The following is a 16,210-nucleotide window of genomic DNA, read 5'->3' on the forward strand; positions in this document are numbered from 1 at the left end:
CCCGTCGGCGGCCCAAAAAGTACCGCGAGGGGGACATGCTATGCGGAACTTCGTGCTGACATCTGGATTTGCGCGGGTCGTGATGGCGCCGGTCTTCGGGGCCCTCGCTCTGGTGCTGGCCGTTCTGCTGGGACCGGCAGGGGCGGGCGCGCAGGCACTGCCCTCACCTCCGGCCGGCATGACCCAGGAACAGTTCAATTCGCTGGTCGATGCCATCAGCAACTCCGTGACGGAGAGGCTCAAGGCTAACGGCGTGCAGGCCACTCCCGCCCCGGCACCGGCTCCCGCCCCGGCATCAGCACCGGCCCCGTCGTCGAGTTCCAAGTCCAAGGGCAAGGCCCCGCCGCCGGCCATTGTGCACACGGGGCTGCCCGAGGGACCCGGTCCCTTCGCCGTCTTCATCGAGCGTGCCGGCGCGATCGTGCGCGCCGTGCCCGTGCTCGGCGCCAAGCTCGCCTCGATCCCCGGGCTGCTCGATCTCAGCGCCAAGGATGGCCGCAGCGCCTCGACCTTCGGGTTGCTGCTGGTGCTCGCCGCCGCCGCCGCGCTCGCGGCCGAAGCCATCCTGCGTGCCATGATGGCGCAGTTCCGCCGCCGCCTCGCGGTGCACGCCGGTCCCGAGCAGGGCTTGAGATCGCTGATGCATCTCGGGCTGCTCGCGCTCCTCGACGGGCTGGGCGTCCTCGCGGTCTGGGTGATCTGCAATGCCGCGGCCGGCGCCTGGTTCACCGCCCCGACCGGCCCGGACAGGCTCGGGGCCGCCATTCTCGACGGCATCTTCTACTGGCGCCTCTACGTGCTGCTGTTCCTGATCGTGCTGCGTCCCGCCCTGCCGCAGGCGAGGCTCTGCGACGTCGCGGACCACGACGCACGCACCCTGTACGCTCGCGTCGAGGTGGTGATGCTTGCCATCATCCTCGGTCGCATCCTGCGCCAGGTGCTGGAGGCCATCCAGACGCCGCCGGATGCCATCGGCGCCTACCAGGCATTCTCTGTCCTGGTCTATGTCACGGCGTTCATCTGGCTGGTCCGCAGCTCGCGTGGCGCCGTGGCCGCCTGGTTGGGCGGCCTTGGCAAGGTGGCGCCACTGGCCGGCGCGATCGGCCGTCACTGGGTAGGATTCGGCGTCACCTTCTTCGTGGTGCTGGGGCTGACCCAGCTCTACGGCGCCATCTCCGGGCTGACCCACGTCGGCACCGCCATGCTGCTGACCGTCGTTCTCCTGGCCGGCCTGCTGATGTTCGAGACGCTGATGCAGGCGCTCGTCCGCCGCCTCGATTCGCAGCTCGTCGGCCTCACGCCGGCCAGCGACACGCCCAAACTGCCCGATGTGGTGGCGCGCTGCGTGCGCGTCGCCGTGCTGATCGGCGTCTCGGTCACGATTGCCGAAAGCTGGGTCGTCCAGGTCTTCGCGCTGGCCGACGAAACCCAGTGGGAGATGATCACGCGATCCTCCCGCACCGCGGGCTTCACCCTGTTCGTCGCCTACGTCATCTGGGAACTGTTCAAGTACGCGACCGATCCGTACATGACGCGCAAGAACAAGAACGCCGCGGACGCGATCGCCGACGGCGATGCCGCGGGCCCGCCCGCCTCGCGCATCAGCACGATGATGCCGCTGCTGCGCGCGACTGCCGCTGTCCTGATCGGCATCATCGCCGTCATGGTGGCGCTGGACTCCTTCGGCGTGAACATCACGCCGCTGATCGCCGGCGCCTCGGTCTTCGGCATCGCGATCTCGTTCGGCAGCCAGACGCTGGTGAAGGACATCGTCTCGGGCATCTTCTACCTGTCCGACGACGCCTTCCGCGTCGGCGAGTACATCGACTGCGGAAAGGCAAAGGGCACGGTCGAGGGCTTCACCCTGCGCTCGATCAAGCTGCGTCACCAGAACGGCCAGGTGCACACCATTCCCTTCGGGCAGCTCGGCCAGATCACCAACTTCAGCCGCGACTGGATCACGGTGAAGTTCAACCTGCGCTTCGCCCGTAACACCGACATCGAGCAGCTGCGCAAGGCGGCGAAGAAGATCGGCGCCGAGATGATGGAGGTCCCGGCGATCAAGGCCGAGCTCCTGGCGCCGTTCAAGATGCAGGGCGTGGCCGACATCGCCGACAACGCGATTCTGGTGCGCTTCAAGTTCACCACGCGGCCGGGCAATCCGGCAATGATCCAGCGCGAGGCGATGAAGCGCATGTTCAGCACCTTGCCCGGCCTCGGGATCTCATTCGCCACCCAGGGCGCCACCGTCATCCTGCACTCGCCGTCGGCCCTGTCGGACGAGCCGGCCGCGGGGCCTGCAGCCGCCGCGGAGAGCAAACCGGCCGCGCCGACGTCCGTCGCGCCGACGTCCGTCGCGGCGAGCTGAGCTTTGCCGCGGCGTGCAAGGCGCCGTCGAGGCCAAGACGATGGGCATGGTCACGCCGAAGGGCTTCGTGTGGCCGATTGCGTATCGCTGCCTGAACGGGCTGGCCCGCTCCGACGGCGGGCAGCGTGATCACCATGCCGCCGGGCTTCTTGGCAGGTATCGGCCGACGCACGATGACAACAAGCAAAGCGCTTGGAAGGCATCGTGCAACGTCGGCTTATTCTCGCGAGAGCAATGGGTGCGGCGCTGGCCGCGTGCGGCCTCACCGTGTCGGCACAGCAGGAGAGCGGTGAAGGGCCAGGCCTCAGTGAGCCGAAGTGCTTGGATTGCGCCCGCCGATCCTTCAGGATCATGGTTGGAACACACCGCCGCCGCCCACGCCGGGACGGATAATATCGGAGTCCCTATGTCGAGGTCGATCGCCGTCGCAATCCTGTCCGCCGCTGCCCTGACCGCGTGCGCGCAGAAGCCTGCCGAGCCGCCGCCGGTGGCCGCCGCCCCTCCTGAAGCCATGTCGTTCATTTCGTATTGCGGGCCGGTATGGTCGGTCGGCCGGCAGGGCTACCTGCAGATCCCCTGCCCGCCGGATGTCAACTACCTGGGCGCACAATGACCCGATACGAGGTCACGGCTTCACCGACAGCGTCCAGGTGGCGTCCTCCTGCTGGGCAATCTGCTGGAAGAACAGGGGGGCCCAGATCCTAATCTTTGATTTCGATACCGACCGTTTCGATTTATCCGGATCCTTCCTGGCGCTGGACCAACGAGCGCGGCGCACAGCAGCCTGATCATTCTTCCTTCCTGTCTCCGTTGCCGGAAAGTTGCTGGAGATCCACTCGCAGTGATGTAGGAGCGTCTGCCGGTGTGCGGCGTGCCCGAGATCAAGGCGGCCTGCGCATAATTGCCCGAAGAGCATGGCGAAATGATCGAATAACGGGCAGGGAGCGGCCGGCGGAAAGGTGGTCGCCTCGCGGCCCGCGTGGCATTCTGTGGCGCAGTCTCGCGGAAGGAACTGGCGTCATGGACGATCTCATAATGGCCGCCCTCGGTGGGGAAGATGACCGGGTCGGCCAACTCATCGCGGCTGGGGCGGACGTCAATCACGCCGACGGCAACGGGTGGACGGCCCTGGTCGCGGCGGCCATGCGCGGCAATGGCGGCACTGTCGAACGGCTGCTCGCTGCCGGCGCGGATGTGGAACGAGCCGACATCAAGGGCATGACGGCCTTGATGCGCGCGGCGGAAGGCGGCCATATCGCGGCCGCGCGGAGCCTCCTGCAGGCCAAGGCAAACGTCGAGCATAGTGACGGGAAGGGGAAAACGGCCCTGATGCGTGCGGCGGAGAACCGGCGCCTCGAGATGGTCGACCTTCTCATCGGGCATGGTGCCAATCCCAACCATGGCGACAGTCGGGGCAAGACCGCGCTGATGCGCGCCGCGCTCGGCGGCGACGGCATGATGGTCGAGCACCTGCTGAAAGCGAAAGCCGACGTGAACCGGACCGACGCCAACGGCTGGACCGCGCTGATGTGTGCCGCAGCGGGCGACGCCACGATCGTCAAGCGGTTGATCGAGGCGGGCGCGGCGACCGAGGCGACGGCCTCGGACGGCATGACGGCGCTCAAGCGAGCGACGGCCAGCGGGCACGCGGCGGTCGTCGACATGATCGAGAGCGAGACGCGCATCCGGGCCGAACTCGGATAACGACTCCAGGCAGTTCCCTCCCGGGCGTGGCCCCGTCGCAGCAGGGCCAAGCGGCGGTTGCAGAACAGTTGACTCCTCTACTTTGCCGGGGAACCATCGCCGCGCGGGGGGCTCGATGAATGCGGTGGCTGATTGTCATGATGCTCGTGCTGGCTGCGGCGTGCACCCCCACCGAGACGCCGCCGAGCACCATGTACGAGAAGGAACGTATCGGCTTCGACGTCACCAGGGACCCGGCTGTCAGCGGCCAGTACATCACCTCGGGATCGTACGTCGACGGGCAAGGGGTGATCCCGGGCGAAGTCAGATGGAACACCCTGCTAAAGGGCCTGGAGGCGGCCCGCAAGGACGGCTACGACCTCGTCGTCTGGAGCAGTCCGGCGACAATGGGCGGGACCCAGAGAATTGACTATCGGTCGATGAGCAGCCCCAGCACGAGCCATCTCCAGACGCAGTTTCGGGGCTTCGTCTACGTCGTTCGAGGGTACAAATCGAATGGTGGTGCGCCGTCGGAGGCCCGGCCGGTCGGTGGCCTGATCGACCAGGTCCGCGCCATCCTCGCAAGCGGCAAGCTGTAGCCCCCAGCCCTGGTTGGCAGGGGCGCCTGCCGGCCGTACCATCGGGCGTTCGTCGTGCCCATCATCAACAGCTGCCCGTCATGTCGCCTCGCTACGCAACCCTCGCTCCCGGCGATCCCGCGCCCTGGTTTCGACAGCGTTCGACCAGCAATCCCAACTACAGCTTCGACACGGTTGGGGGCCGTTACGTCGTGCTGTGCTTTTTCGGGTCGGCCGCCGATCCCGGCGCGCAAGCGGCGCTTCGCGCAATGCAGGCTCATCGCGAGTTGTTCGACGATATGCGAGCCTGCTTCTTCGGCGTCAGCCTGGATCCGTCCGATGCCTCGAGCGGCCGGGTGGAGGAAAGCCTTCCCGGCATACGCTTCTTCTGGGATTTCGACGGCGCCGTCAGCCGCCTTTATGGCGCCATCGCGGCCGACTCCACCGTCGGCTCGACGGTGATCAACATCCGTCGCTTCTGGCTGCTGCTCGACCCGACGTTGCGCATCATTGCATCGGTCCCTTTCGCGCCGGATGGAAGCGATGCGCAAGCCTTGTTCGATCAACTCCGTCGCCTGCCCCCGCCGGGACGCGCGGGGGCCGAGCTTCCGGTGCCGGTGCTCTGGTTGCCGAACGTGTTCGAACCTGGGCTGTGCCGCACCTTGATCGCTGCCTACGAAAAGCACGGCGGCGCTGAGTCGGGCTTCATGCGGGACGTCGACGGCAAGACGAAGCTCATCCACGACCCCTGGCACAAGCGGCGCCGCGACTTCGTCGTCGAGGACGCCGACCTGATCAAATCGATTCAGAACCGTGTCCTGCGTCGCATCAAGCCGGAGATCCAAAAGGTCCATCACTTCAACGCCACGCGCATGGAGCGCTACCTCGTCGCCTGCTACCGCGCGGAAGACGGCGGCCATTTCCGCCCCCATCGCGACAACACCACGAAGGGCACGGCCCATCGCCGCTTCGCGGTCTCGATCAACCTCAATGATGATTTCGAGGGCGGCGATCTTTCATTTCCCGAATTCGGCGCGCGCGAGTTCCGGCCGCCCGTCGGGGGCGCGGTGGTGTTCTCCTGCTCCCTGCTGCACGCCGTGTCGCCTGTCACGAAGGGGCGCCGCTTCGCCTTCCTGCCGTTCCTCTACGACGACGCGGCGGCCAAGATCCGCGAAGCCAATCAACATTTTCTCGGCGCGGGCTACGAATACACTTCCTGAGGAAGTTGGCCTGCACTATCGCGTGCTTCACCGAAGTTCCAACGCAAGCGACCCTCGATGGAACTCGTTGCGTGTTCGACGCCGAACCGCTTCACATCGACCATCGCCGAAATCCGGCTGCATTTTACACTGATCCAGCCCCTAATATCACTGCGCCATGCCGGAAAGCTTCATCGCCTCACTGCTCGGCGACCTGAACGCGCAGCTCATCGACTTTGCGTACTGCGCGCTTCGCCATGGCCCGCCAAAGCTTGCGACCCTCTTCGTCAAGCTCGGACCACTTCCCCGGGGTGCCGGTCGTGTCCTTGAGGTATCCCCAGTACAGGTTGCGGGCAATCGCAGCGACAAACTCCTGGTCTTCCATCGACAGGTTCCTCAGTTCAGAAGACGGATATCAGTCATGGCGCAACCCCACCCGCGCCGTCGAATTCGTCGCACGTCTCAGCCGCCCGCTCAAGGATCGGTTGACTTGCCAAGTCCGCTAGCGTCCCCGCCAAGTCGAATCTCACGATGGTCAGCGAAAATAGTAGGTGCTACCCATGTGCTGCCCTACTGAGGAGTGGTCCAATGTTCGAACTGGAAAAAGATGATCGCATTCGAGGCATCGATGCGAACACAACCGCCTTATCCATGGCGCTGGCTCACGATTATATTCTGGAAATGTTGCTGACGTGGGCGTTCCTGGATGACGAGCAGGAACAGGCCGAAAAACTGAAACGCACCTTGGTCGAGCGTTGGCAGCGCCGCTATGGCGAAAAGTCCACTCCCGATTTTATTCGCGCCGAAGACGAGGAGCGTGTTCGGTGGGCGACAAAGGCGTTTGTCGATCGTCTGGCCCGGAAGGCTCTCGCGCGCTCGAGTGCGGTCAGGGAAACGATGAGTGCCGAGCCGAGTTGAGGCAACGGGAACTATTGAATGAGGCGGCGCTGTTTGCCGTCATCGCTTCCTGTCCTGGTCGGCGGGCGTTTCGGCGGCATTCTCGGTCTCACCAGAGGTGCCGCCCCGCTGCGGGCAATCGGGCAGGTCGGACCAAGTCCTCGATTGCATGACGATACGGCCCGGCAGAGATAATCTGGGGCCGCACACGGTGACGATCGCGCGGCAGGAGCCACGACGGTGCAGCCAGTCTTCATGCCCGTGACCGGGAGGACCGCAGTTCCACCCCGAGCAGCAAGGGACGGCCGGCAAACTTTTGCCCACCATTTCCGCGGCTTTTCACGGTCCGTTGCGGTCCGCTAATGGGCGAGATCGTCTGTTATCCACAATCCATTCGTGGCGCGTGGCAGCGCCGAACGCCAGCCAGCCCGAGATGGATCGATGGTGCTGCCGGACAGGATTGAACTGTCGACCTCTCCCTTACCAAGGCGAGGAAGAGTAGCGGGTTTCCGCTGGTCCTAGCGCTTGCCGACCAGCTTTCCCCCGGATCGGACCTGTGGACCGATCGGCTCGGGAACGTTGTAGCGCAGGGTCGTCTTGATATTGGCGTGGCCGACATAGCGCTGGGCGGCGACCGGATCGCCAGTCGCCCGGATGACCGCCGTCACGACCGCGCGCCGGCTGTCGTGCGGCCGCCAGTGGATGTCCTCCGGCGCGACCGCGTCGACGGCGGCATAGACCGCCGAGCGGCCGTGCCACGGGAACACCTTGCCGGCCGGCCGGGCGTCGAGCGCTGCCAGCGCCGCGACGAGCTCGGTCGAGAGGTCGAAGGTCACCCAACGATCGGGCTTGCTGAGAAGGATAGACGCCTGGCCGCGGCCGAGGTCGATCGTCTCCCAGTCCCAGCGCAGCCATTCGGATATCCTGTAGCCGCGTTCGTGCACGGCAAGGATCAGGGCATGGAGGGCGCGCAGGGCGAGGCGGCGCTGGTCGGCGCCCTTGCTGCGGCCTGTGGGCGTGGGACGGCACGCCTCGATCGCCTCGCCGACGGCGGCCAGCAGCCGGTCGACATCCGCGTCGCGCGCGACGGACCGGGGCGGGCTGGGCCTCTCGCCCTCGAGCGGCTTGACGGCGCGCAGCTCGATCAGCGGACGCCACTGCTGGGCGGCGGCGAACCGCAGGATGGCGCGCAGCGGCGTGGTGATCTCGCGGTTGACGGTCGGGGCCGAGGGCGGTGGATAGGTCTGCCTGCCCCTGGCGGCGCCGCGCTCGGCCCGGAAGGCCGCGGCGGCCGTGCTGACATGGCTCTGGTTGACGGCCGCGACGGGTGTCGCCGCGCCGAGGTAGCGCACGACGCGGTCGACCCGGTCCTTCTCGTCGCTCGATCGCAGGGTCGCCTTGTAGTGGCGCGCCGCCGTGTCGAGGTCTACCCACGCGCCCGCGGCGGGAGGGCGACGACGGTCGAACTCGTCGAGAGCCTCGCGGATGCGCGCCTTAGCCTTCCCATGATCGACTTCATGGGTGACGAGCTCGGTCCACACGCCATCGGCGCGCTTGCCGCGCCAGGCCCATCCGACGTTGCCCTTGCGCGTTCCGGGGGCGTACCAGGCGCCGGTCTCGTCCTTGATGGGCATCGTCGCAGCGCCTCCCTGACCTTCAGCACATCGTCGCAGGTTAGGCGCGCCGCGGCGCCCCTGCCAATGGGGTCGACCCCGGCGCCGACGATCGCTCGCTGGACGGTGCGCACGCTGAGGCCGTAATGGCCGGCGAGATCGGCCACGGTGATTTCGTCGGCGGGCAGGGCGGTCATGGGTTGGCCAGCTCGATCAGCGTGTCGGCATGGCAGGGCTCGCCCGGCGGGCACCAGCAGCAGAGATCCCGGCCGCCAAGCTCCTCCTGGATGACCAGCCGAAAGGTTGTCCACTGGCGCATCTGATCGTCGATCCATTCCCGGTGCAGGGCGACGGCGTGGGCACGATCGCGCACGGTGACGCTGCTGCCGTCGACATGCTCGATCTCGCCGCCGATGACGTAGCGGTTACCCCACTGGCTCGGCCGCGAGACGCAGACCGCGCCGGCCGGCATGCGCCAGCCCTTCGTCCGCCGTCTCTGGATGCGCTGGGGGCTCATGGCGGCCTCAGAAATGCGGGCCGTCGTCGTCCGGATCGTCGTCGCCGCCATCGTCATAGGGCCTCGGCGCTGACGATGTCGGTGCCGGCAGCAGCGCGGGCGGCACGATGGCCTGGATGGGCGCCGGCAGGCTCCAGACGCATGTCGACGTGTGCTGCGCCTTCCACGCCGCGGCGGGCGAGACCTGCGTGAAGCGATAGATCGACGATCCGCTTTGGAGCACCACGGGCAGCAGCGTCCCGCCGAACAGCACCTCGATGCCCATCATCTTCGTGCCGAAGCGCTCGAGCTCGGTGACCCTGCTGACGAGGGTCTGATGGCCCATGATCTCGACGATGGCATAGATGCCGTCTGGCAGGGCTTCCCACGGGCTCGGAGCGGCGGGCGGCGGCATCACTTCGGCAGTGGGTGTGTCCATGGAAATTCCTCTGTCTGGATAGCAGTACGGGCACCTGGTGAGGGGTACGCATCGATCGTTGTCGCCGAACCGGATGGTGTCGCGATGGGGGAGATATTTCCGCAATCTCTCGGTGGCGATCGCCTCGGCTTCTTCCGTGCTGTGCGCATGGACGGTGATGCCTTCGGCCATCAAGCGGCCGTTGCGGTACCGATCGAACGTGTAGGGGATCAGCGCGGTGTCGGTCACAACAGTCTCTCCTCACGGGCGGGCGGATGGTTGGCGGCGATCCACGCCTGTACGTCGCGGGCGACGGCGATGTAGTCGCGGCTCGGCGTCTGGGTGTCCTCCTGGCCGGGCCGGTAGGCCTGCCAGATCCGGTCGCGCAGGGTCTTGGGCAGCTTGAACCAGTGCTTCCGGCAGCCCCACTTCGCCGGCGGCACCTGCTCCTGGCAACCGGGCCAGTGGCAATGATGGTGGCGGCTCTGGCCGGCCCGCAGGACGTGGCGGACCTTCTGCTCGCGGGTAGCCGTCATGCTCCCGCTCCGAGCGGGTGAGGCCATTTCCAGAAGCCTTGGGCCCCGGCCATCGGCACCGGCGCGGGCCAGTGGCGCACATCGTCCAGCGGCCAGCCCCATTTGTCGGGATCGACGTCGGCGTCGTCACGGAACAGGACGCTGCATTCGATCGCGGGGCCGAGCATCGCCGTGCCGAGCCCGGCGCCGAGCGGCAGCTCGCGATCGCGCCGCCACACAGCCTCGAGGAGATCGAGCGCCGGTCCGATCTTCATCCCGTCGTCATGGCCACGATGCAGGCTCTCCATCGCCTGCCGGATCTCGCTGGCCCGGACCGGCCGCCGCGCGGCGTGGATCACCAGGCGCTTGCCAATCACGCGGTCGGGCGTGCACCAGCCGCGGAACTCAAAGGGCTTGATACCCTCGACGATCAGCGAGGCCCAGGGCTGCCAGACGGTCAGAGCGTAGGTCACCATGCAGGGACCTCGCGGTGCTCGCGACCGTCGAGGGCGGCAACGAGGGCTTTTGGCCTCCGCTCTACGCGGACCACGCGGCTGCCGTGGAAACCCTGGCCGCCGGCAAGGTTGAGCCATTGGCCCTTGGGCGTGCGGCGCACGACATCGTCGGCTATCCGTCCGCCAGGATCGTCCTTGTCGCAATCGAAAACGTCGATCCAGGCGCCCCACTGCTTGAAGAAGAACGGCACGCTGGCGGCGGCGCACTGGTCGCGCAGCGCGCGGAACCAGTCGGGATGGCTCGGCCGCGCCTTGGGGCCGCTCTCGCCGCCGGCGATGATCCAATGAAGGGCGCCAAGCAGCCCCTTGTGCTTGAACTCCATTTGCCGCGTGCCGTGATGCGTCCTGAAGCGCCCGGTCACGTCGAGATCGCGATAGAGATATTCCATGATCGACACTCGAGTCAGCAGCGGCTCGCATGACAGGAACCGCACCTTCGCCGGGATCGAGAGCAGGATCGGGATGCGCAGGTCCGCCATCTTCTGATCCTCGCCCGTGACGCCGAGCGCGACATTGGCCGGCGGCGTGCGTCCGTCGAAGTACTTGGCCGCCAGATGCGGCCGCTTGGTCAGCAGCAGCAGTCGCAGGGCGGTGAGCGGTTCGAACAGCGCCAGCGTCTCGCCCAGCCAGGCCGGATCGACCTCGCTGTCGAAGGGATCGCACAGGCTCGGGAACACGGTGGCGATCCGCCCGGCGGCCGCGGCCTGGCGATTCCATCGCGCCGGCTGCTTCCAGTACTCGGCCGAGGTGCGCCGACGCGGCGCGCCTGTCTCGAACGCTACGCCGAAGCGGCGACCGTAGTCGGCGGCGTAGCAGTGGTCGCACGCGGCCGAGATTCGCGTGCAGCCGATCCAGGGGGACCATGTGTGATCCGTCCATTCGATGCCGGTGATGGCGGCCATCAGGCGACGCCCGCGTCGCCGGCGGGCGGCAGCGCATTCACATGCGCGGGAGCCCGCACCGGGCCCTTTGCAGGCGATGCCGGCGTCCGGCTCCGCTCGGCCGACAGCAGCTCCTCGAGCCGGTCTATCGCCTCCTCGAGGCAGCGCTGCTGGAACAGCGCCTTCTCCTCGGTCAGCGTGCCGTTGTCGATCAGGCGCGGATAGACGCGCTCCCGCATCCCGCGCTCGCGCTTCAGCTCGGCGATCACCACCGCCAGCGACGGAGGCGGGAACCTGCCCACCGTCGCGGCCAGCTGCTCGGCGATCGACGCCATGTCAGTCCTCGACCCGGCGGAAGCCTTCGGGCACGTACTCGCGCTGGCGGCGCACATGGTAGAGGCCGGGCTCGAAGGCGATCGCCTCGTGCGTGTCGTGCGGCCGCAGGTGCTCCAGCGTGTCGCCGTGCTCGACGGCGAGGAAGATGTCCATGATGCTGTCGGGCAGGCGCCAGGCCTTGGTGCGTTCGGCCAGCATCACATGGTGATGTCCGGTCTCGCTGTGGGTGACGATGACCCGGCCGTCCTCGGGCGCGACTGGCACGATGCCGGCCGGCAGCGCGTCGATGCGCGTGATGTAGATGTCGCCCTGGGCGCACACCCTGTCGAACGTCTTCATGCTATGTCCTCACTTCCGGTTTGACGAACTTCGCGGCGTCGTCGATGCCGAACGTCCAGGCGTTGGCCTGCAGCGCCGTGCGCATGTCGGGCGGCACGGGCAGGGCGAAGCGGCGGCCGGTGCCGCAGCGCACGCGCAGGAAGCGCTCGCGGCCGACATCCGGGATCGTCACCTCGACCAGCTCGCCGATCTCCGGATCGGCATCGCGGTCGATCGTGCTGGCCTGCAGCTCCTCGAGGATGGCCGACCAGCCGAGGATCTCGCAGGCCGCGCGGCGCTGCTCGACATTGCGCCAGGTGAGCGCCGTCTTCGCGGTCAGGCTGGCGCGGTCGTTGATCCACTCGGCGGGGATACGCACGCCGTGCCAGGCATGCACGCCCCAGCCATCGCTGAAGGCGATGGCCGGTCCGGTCTCGCCATGCAGCCGGCGCTCGGCATCGAACGACAGGCGGCGCGGCCGGTCGCTGATGATGCACAGCCCGTCGAACACCATCCACCACGAGCAGGCCTCGCCCAGCGACGCCCACGTTTCGAACAGGCGCCACAACCCCGGCTCGTAGGTCACGCCGATCTTGGCCGCGAAGGTATGGAGCGCGATCCAGGATGCGGTCGTCTGGCCGGTCATCAGCCAGTAGCGGCGGAACAGGCCGAAGGAATCGCGAAGATCCTGGCTTACGAGCTGGCTTACGAGCTGGCTGGAGAGCTGGCTGGAGAGCTGGCTGGAGAGCTGGCTTACGAGCTGGCTTACGAGCTGGCTTACGAGCTGGCTGTAGAGCTGGCTGTCGAGCTGGCTGTCGAGCTGGCTGTCGAGCTGGCTGGAGAGCTGGCTACGAGCTGGCTTACGAGCTGGCTGTAGAGCTGGCTGTCGAGCTGGCTGTCGAGCTGGCTGTCGAGCTGGCTGGAGAGCTGGCTGGAGAGCTGGCTTACGAGCTGGCTGTAGAGCTGGCTGTCGAGCTGGCTGTAGAGCTGGCTGTCGAGCTGGCTTAAGAGCTGGCTTACGAGCTGGCTGGAGAGCTGGCTGTCGAGCTGGCTGGAGAGCTGGCTGGAGAGGTCCAGCTTGCTCAGCGGTCCCTTGCGGGCCCGCTTCGCAAGCTGCTTCAAGGTCCAGATCGCCAGCACGCACATCATGGGCGAGCTGAAGCACAGGAACATCGGCGCTGGCTTGTTCAGCCGCTCGGTGTAAATCCATGAGATCGCCGTCTTCGCGCGCTCGAAATCGGCCGGCGTGGTGCTCAGCCCGATCGTGCGCCAGTGCTCGCGATGGACCGGCAGGTGCGCGGCCTGCTCGGCCGAGAGGCTCTTGATCCGGGGAGGGTTCATTCCCGGCAGGCCCGGCTCGCGTCGCTTCGTCATCCGTCACTCCTTTCCACTTCCGATTGATGGGCCGCCTTCTCCTCCGCCGCCCGCGCCCGCAGGAGCGCGCTCTCGTAGACCCGCTCGTCGATCAGGTGGCGGTGACGATCGATGTCGACGATGCCGATGCCGTGCTCGCGCAGGGACGCCGCAATCCGCTCCGGCGTCTTGACGACACCCGCGTCGTCCGCCCACCGCCCGAGCTTGGCGAGCAGCTCGGCGGTGAAGAACTCGCGGGCGGGGACGGTGCTCACGACGGGCTCAGGGCTTAAGCCGGCCAGCCGAAGAACAGCGGCCGATCGGTCTGCTCGCGCACCGTGCGCGCGGCGTCGCGGATCGCGCTGTCCATGATCTCGTCGGCGCCGAACAGGGTCGGCACCCAGATCACCTTGCCGCTGACCAGGCGATAGCGCAGCCGCACCGGGATGCGGTAGTGGTCGGGCGAGCGCTCGAACAGCGGGACGGCGATCATGAACAGGCGCGGCACGTCGATCTTGACGCCGTTCTTGTCGATATGGGTGCTCTCGAACACCAGCGATCCCTCGCCCGACTGCAGGTCGACCCGGTTGACCACCTTGTCGTTGGCCGTGAGGTCGAGGCCGCGCGACAGGGCCATCACCTCGTTGGGGAAGGCGCAGCGGCCGCCGGCGAGGTCGAGCAGCTGCTGCACCTGCTGCGGCAGCTTGACCGTCGTGGTCTCGCCGTCGCCCGACAGCGACACCTCCGGCCCGATCAGGTCGAGCACATGGTCCTCGATGAAGGCGGCGAAGGCGGCCTGGTCGAGCGCCATGCCGTCAATCCCCTTCCACGCCACCCAGCGCGGGTCGAGCGGGAAATCGTACTTGGCGCGGAAGGTGCGGAAGCGCGCCTTGCCGTCGCCCTCGCCGGCTTCGTGATAGTCGATCACGGCCAGCATCTTCGGCGCGGTGCGCGAGGCGTCGCAGAACACGACGCTGCCGCCGTCCTTGTGGCGGTTGATCCACTCGACCAGGGTGGCGATGTCGGTGACCGTGTCGGTGCCGCTGCGGCGGTCGGGCCGCGCATTGTATTCGTCGAGGAGCGCCTTGACGCTCTTGAGCGACGTGCCGGCCGGCAGGGCGACGACCGGCTGGCTGAGCGCGGGCAGCACGACGGCGTCGCCGAGCCCCTTCAGCTTGTCGATCGCGTCGGTGATGCTGAAATCCATGGATGATCTCCTCTTCCTTCGATTGTTGGCACTGCGCGGGCTCTCGCGACTATGAAGTCGCTGCCGCCCGCCCGTTGGATAGGCTGCGCCTATCCAACGATATTGACGCTGCGCCGCGGCACGTCGCGGAACATGGTCATCTGGCGCGGGTTCTCGGGCGTGAGGCGGGCGTCGCCGGTCAGCCAGAAGACCTGCGCGCGCTGCGGCGCCTTGGGCGTCCTGGTCGCCAGCTCGACCTTGAGGCGGCCGGTGCCGTCCTCGTACTCGAGGCCGATCTTGACGGTCAGCGAGCCCTTGCTCTTGCGCAGCCCCTCGTGATGGTCGAGCTCCATCATCTCCCTCAGCAGCTCGTCCCACGCCTTGTTGATATCGGAGGCGATCGAGCCGCCGTCGGTGACGGCGAGCGCCGCGAGCAGGGTCAGCCCCTTGGGATCGACCGGCTGCACGCTGCCGTCCTGGGTGGTGTCGGACATGACGAGGATCTCCTGCAGGCGGGACGGGGTGAAGGTGTTGCTCATGCGCTCGACCGCAGGTCGAGGATCTGGAAGGCGAGGCCGGTGGTGTGGCCGGCCAGCGCGGCGACCCGAGGATTGGGATGATCCCGCAGGCCACGCAGGTGGACATCGGCGGCCAGCGGATCGAGCGCGTGCTCGCGCATCAGCCAGCGGATGCGCCACAGCTTCTGGGCGGCGATCTGCAGCGGCAGCACGGCGGGTGCCACGGGATAGACGGCGGCGGTCATGGTTGTGTCTCCGGATCGGGACCTTTGCCCTGCCACGGCAGCCGGGCGAAGTCGGCTTCGGTCAGCCGCTGGCGCGCGCGCGCGTCGTGCAGGCGGAAGCGGTCGACGGCGTAGATCCTGTTGCCCGCACACCGGATGGTGATCCGGCGGTTGCCGGTGCGGGCGATCAGCTCGACCGGGGCATATTCGGCGGTCGGACTATCGCGCTTGGGGCGGAGGGTCGCCTTCATGACGCGACCCTCACGGACCACGGCGGGCACGCTCCGCCACCGCCGTGCCAGCTCTCGCCGCGCGCCAGAAAGGCCTCGATCGCGGGCCAGTCGAGCGCCTCGGCGGCATTGTCATGCAGGAATTCATCTCGCGTCGTGCGCCACGGCGTGAGGCCGTGCACGCTGACCTCGAGGATCGTGTCGCCATCGATCGGGCGAGCCGCAGCGGCGGGCACGGCGCCCTTGGTGGCGGTCGGGCTTGGCCAGGGATGCGGGTGCGCGGTCATCGGCGCGGCCTCAGTCACGCTGCCAGCCGGTGCGCGCGCACGGCGCGGCAGGCGGCGGTGAAGTGGTCGGCGATCTCGGCGCGCGAGAAGCCGGCGGCCTCGAGGTCGCGCTCGGTGACGCTGGCCGACATGGTGAGGTGCTTGAGCACGATCTCCTCCATGCGGCGCTGCACCTCGTGCGGCGACGGCGGCGCCTTACCGGAGCCGGGGCGCGAGCGCGGGCGGGGCACCCGGCTCAGGGCTTCATCGGCGGCGCGGGCATCGGCAAGGCTCATCGGGCACTCCTGCGGGGGTGTGAGGCGCGGGGCTTCTTCGGCGGAACGGGGCGCGGCGGCGCGAGCTGCGCCAGCACCTCCGCGACGATCCCGAGCACCTTGGCCCGCGGGCCGGGATGGTCGAGCGCCAGCATCACCAGCGCGTCGAACTCGCCCTGCGCCGCCTTGCGGATCTCGCGCTCGACCTGCTCGCGGCCGAACTTGCGGCCCGGCCCGAGGGTGACGGCGCGCGACTGGCTGTTGCCGTTGCGATGGTAGCCGGTCATGACGGCGCGCCCGTATGGTGGCAGGCTCCGATCCGGCCGTGCCGGCCGGTGGAG

Annotated in this window: 25 protein-coding genes and 1 tRNA gene; 6 read left to right on the top strand and 20 right to left on the bottom strand. The window is 67.7% G+C overall.

The annotated features are described in order from the left end of the window. Positions 1 to 52 precede the first annotated feature (52 nt). The 5 genes from ACQY8M_RS15210 (at position 53) to ACQY8M_RS15230 (ending at position 5,849) form a co-directional block, all read left to right on the top strand. On the top strand, positions 53 to 2,368 hold the full coding sequence (locus ACQY8M_RS15210) for a mechanosensitive ion channel family protein (RefSeq protein WP_428673599.1): 2,316 nt from the start codon (positions 53 to 55) through the stop codon (positions 2,366 to 2,368). Between the two features lie 406 nt (positions 2,369 to 2,774). After that, on the top strand, positions 2,775 to 2,981 hold the full coding sequence (locus tag ACQY8M_RS15215; protein WP_428673601.1) for a hypothetical protein: 207 nt from the start codon (positions 2,775 to 2,777) through the stop codon (positions 2,979 to 2,981). Between the two features lie 407 nt (positions 2,982 to 3,388). Beyond that, a complete protein-coding gene (locus ACQY8M_RS15220) occupies positions 3,389 to 4,072 on the top strand; it encodes an ankyrin repeat domain-containing protein (RefSeq protein WP_428673603.1) in 684 nt (227 codons plus the stop codon). A 119-nt stretch (positions 4,073 to 4,191) separates the two neighbouring features. Next, positions 4,192 to 4,650, top strand: a complete 459-nt coding sequence (locus ACQY8M_RS15225; RefSeq protein WP_428673605.1) for a hypothetical protein — start codon at positions 4,192 to 4,194, stop codon at positions 4,648 to 4,650. Positions 4,651 to 4,730: 80 nt separating this feature from the next. After that, positions 4,731 to 5,849, top strand: coding sequence for a 2OG-Fe(II) oxygenase (locus ACQY8M_RS15230; RefSeq protein WP_428673607.1), 1,119 nt, complete (start codon positions 4,731 to 4,733; stop codon positions 5,847 to 5,849). 178 nt (positions 5,850 to 6,027) lie between these two features. On the opposite strand, the gene ACQY8M_RS15235 is transcribed toward ACQY8M_RS15230, so the two are convergent. Then, positions 6,028 to 6,213 carry a hypothetical protein gene (locus ACQY8M_RS15235; protein WP_428673609.1) on the bottom strand — a complete coding sequence of 62 codons (186 nt, stop codon included), beginning with the start codon at positions 6,211 to 6,213 and terminating at the stop codon, positions 6,028 to 6,030. A gap of 203 nt (positions 6,214 to 6,416) precedes the next feature. Between ACQY8M_RS15235 and ACQY8M_RS15240 the strand changes: the two genes are divergently transcribed. After that, positions 6,417 to 6,746, top strand: a complete 330-nt coding sequence (locus tag ACQY8M_RS15240; RefSeq protein WP_428673611.1) for a hypothetical protein — start codon at positions 6,417 to 6,419, stop codon at positions 6,744 to 6,746. Between the two features lie 421 nt (positions 6,747 to 7,167). Here ACQY8M_RS15240 and ACQY8M_RS15245 read toward each other — a convergent pair. From ACQY8M_RS15245 to ACQY8M_RS15335, 19 genes are all read right to left on the bottom strand, one after another. After that, positions 7,168 to 7,248 (bottom strand) — tRNA-OTHER (locus ACQY8M_RS15245). Next, positions 7,244 to 8,359 (bottom strand): tyrosine-type recombinase/integrase, encoded by a 1,116-nt coding sequence (locus ACQY8M_RS15250; RefSeq protein ID WP_428673613.1) that lies wholly within the window; start codon positions 8,357 to 8,359, stop codon positions 7,244 to 7,246. The genes ACQY8M_RS15245 and ACQY8M_RS15250 overlap by 5 nt, the downstream gene beginning before the upstream one ends. Positions 8,360 to 8,531: 172 nt before the next feature. Then, entirely contained in the window at positions 8,532 to 8,855 is a 324-nt protein-coding gene (locus tag ACQY8M_RS15255; protein ID WP_428673615.1) for a DUF4326 domain-containing protein, read from the bottom strand. A gap of 7 nt (positions 8,856 to 8,862) precedes the next feature. After that, the gene (locus tag ACQY8M_RS15260) at positions 8,863 to 9,501 is read right to left on the bottom strand and encodes a hypothetical protein (RefSeq protein ID WP_428673617.1); all 639 of its coding nucleotides are present in this window, start codon (positions 9,499 to 9,501) and stop codon (positions 8,863 to 8,865) included. Then, positions 9,498 to 9,788 (bottom strand): hypothetical protein, encoded by a 291-nt coding sequence (locus ACQY8M_RS15265; protein ID WP_428673619.1) that lies wholly within the window; start codon positions 9,786 to 9,788, stop codon positions 9,498 to 9,500. Before ACQY8M_RS15265 ends, ACQY8M_RS15260 begins: the two co-directional genes overlap by 4 nt. Further along, positions 9,785 to 10,243 (bottom strand): hypothetical protein, encoded by a 459-nt coding sequence (locus ACQY8M_RS15270; RefSeq protein ID WP_428673621.1) that lies wholly within the window; start codon positions 10,241 to 10,243, stop codon positions 9,785 to 9,787. Before ACQY8M_RS15270 ends, ACQY8M_RS15265 begins: the two co-directional genes overlap by 4 nt. Next, positions 10,237 to 11,184 carry a DUF5131 family protein gene (locus tag ACQY8M_RS15275; protein ID WP_428673623.1) on the bottom strand — a complete coding sequence of 316 codons (948 nt, stop codon included), beginning with the start codon at positions 11,182 to 11,184 and terminating at the stop codon, positions 10,237 to 10,239. The genes ACQY8M_RS15270 and ACQY8M_RS15275 overlap by 7 nt, the downstream gene beginning before the upstream one ends. Continuing rightward, positions 11,184 to 11,498, bottom strand: a complete 315-nt coding sequence (locus ACQY8M_RS15280) for a hypothetical protein (RefSeq protein ID WP_428673625.1) — start codon at positions 11,496 to 11,498, stop codon at positions 11,184 to 11,186. Before ACQY8M_RS15280 ends, ACQY8M_RS15275 begins: the two co-directional genes overlap by 1 nt. A gap of 1 nt (position 11,499) precedes the next feature. Next, positions 11,500 to 11,838, bottom strand: coding sequence for a hypothetical protein (locus ACQY8M_RS15285; protein ID WP_428673627.1), 339 nt, complete (start codon positions 11,836 to 11,838; stop codon positions 11,500 to 11,502). 1 nt (position 11,839) lies between these two features. Further along, positions 11,840 to 12,463 (bottom strand): DUF6745 domain-containing protein, encoded by a 624-nt coding sequence (locus tag ACQY8M_RS15290; protein WP_428673629.1) that lies wholly within the window; start codon positions 12,461 to 12,463, stop codon positions 11,840 to 11,842. A 131-nt stretch (positions 12,464 to 12,594) separates the two neighbouring features. After that, positions 12,595 to 13,191 (bottom strand): hypothetical protein, encoded by a 597-nt coding sequence (locus tag ACQY8M_RS15295; RefSeq protein ID WP_428673631.1) that lies wholly within the window; start codon positions 13,189 to 13,191, stop codon positions 12,595 to 12,597. Beyond that, complete coding sequence (locus tag ACQY8M_RS15300; RefSeq protein ID WP_428673633.1) at positions 13,188 to 13,445, bottom strand: hypothetical protein; 258 nt, start codon at positions 13,443 to 13,445, stop codon at positions 13,188 to 13,190. The genes ACQY8M_RS15295 and ACQY8M_RS15300 overlap by 4 nt, the downstream gene beginning before the upstream one ends. 14 nt (positions 13,446 to 13,459) lie before the next feature. After that, positions 13,460 to 14,377 carry a DUF2303 family protein gene (locus ACQY8M_RS15305; protein ID WP_428673635.1) on the bottom strand — a complete coding sequence of 306 codons (918 nt, stop codon included), beginning with the start codon at positions 14,375 to 14,377 and terminating at the stop codon, positions 13,460 to 13,462. 89 nt (positions 14,378 to 14,466) lie between these two features. Next, positions 14,467 to 14,895, bottom strand: a complete 429-nt coding sequence (locus ACQY8M_RS15310) for a hypothetical protein (RefSeq protein ID WP_428673637.1) — start codon at positions 14,893 to 14,895, stop codon at positions 14,467 to 14,469. Then, positions 14,892 to 15,119, bottom strand: coding sequence for a hypothetical protein (locus tag ACQY8M_RS15315; protein ID WP_428673639.1), 228 nt, complete (start codon positions 15,117 to 15,119; stop codon positions 14,892 to 14,894). Before ACQY8M_RS15315 ends, ACQY8M_RS15310 begins: the two co-directional genes overlap by 4 nt. Continuing rightward, entirely contained in the window at positions 15,116 to 15,349 is a 234-nt protein-coding gene (locus ACQY8M_RS15320; RefSeq protein ID WP_428673641.1) for a hypothetical protein, read from the bottom strand. Before ACQY8M_RS15320 ends, ACQY8M_RS15315 begins: the two co-directional genes overlap by 4 nt. Beyond that, positions 15,346 to 15,615, bottom strand: a complete 270-nt coding sequence (locus tag ACQY8M_RS15325; RefSeq protein WP_428673643.1) for a hypothetical protein — start codon at positions 15,613 to 15,615, stop codon at positions 15,346 to 15,348. The genes ACQY8M_RS15320 and ACQY8M_RS15325 overlap by 4 nt, the downstream gene beginning before the upstream one ends. 14 nt (positions 15,616 to 15,629) lie before the next feature. Next, positions 15,630 to 15,890 carry a hypothetical protein gene (locus ACQY8M_RS15330; RefSeq protein ID WP_428673645.1) on the bottom strand — a complete coding sequence of 87 codons (261 nt, stop codon included), beginning with the start codon at positions 15,888 to 15,890 and terminating at the stop codon, positions 15,630 to 15,632. Continuing rightward, the gene (locus ACQY8M_RS15335; protein WP_428673647.1) at positions 15,887 to 16,156 is read right to left on the bottom strand and encodes a hypothetical protein; all 270 of its coding nucleotides are present in this window, start codon (positions 16,154 to 16,156) and stop codon (positions 15,887 to 15,889) included. The genes ACQY8M_RS15330 and ACQY8M_RS15335 overlap by 4 nt, the downstream gene beginning before the upstream one ends. Positions 16,157 to 16,210: the final 54 nt, after the last annotated feature.

Source organism: Reyranella sp., assembly GCF_965279465.1.
Taxonomy (GTDB): Bacteria; Pseudomonadota; Alphaproteobacteria; order Reyranellales; family Reyranellaceae; genus Reyranella.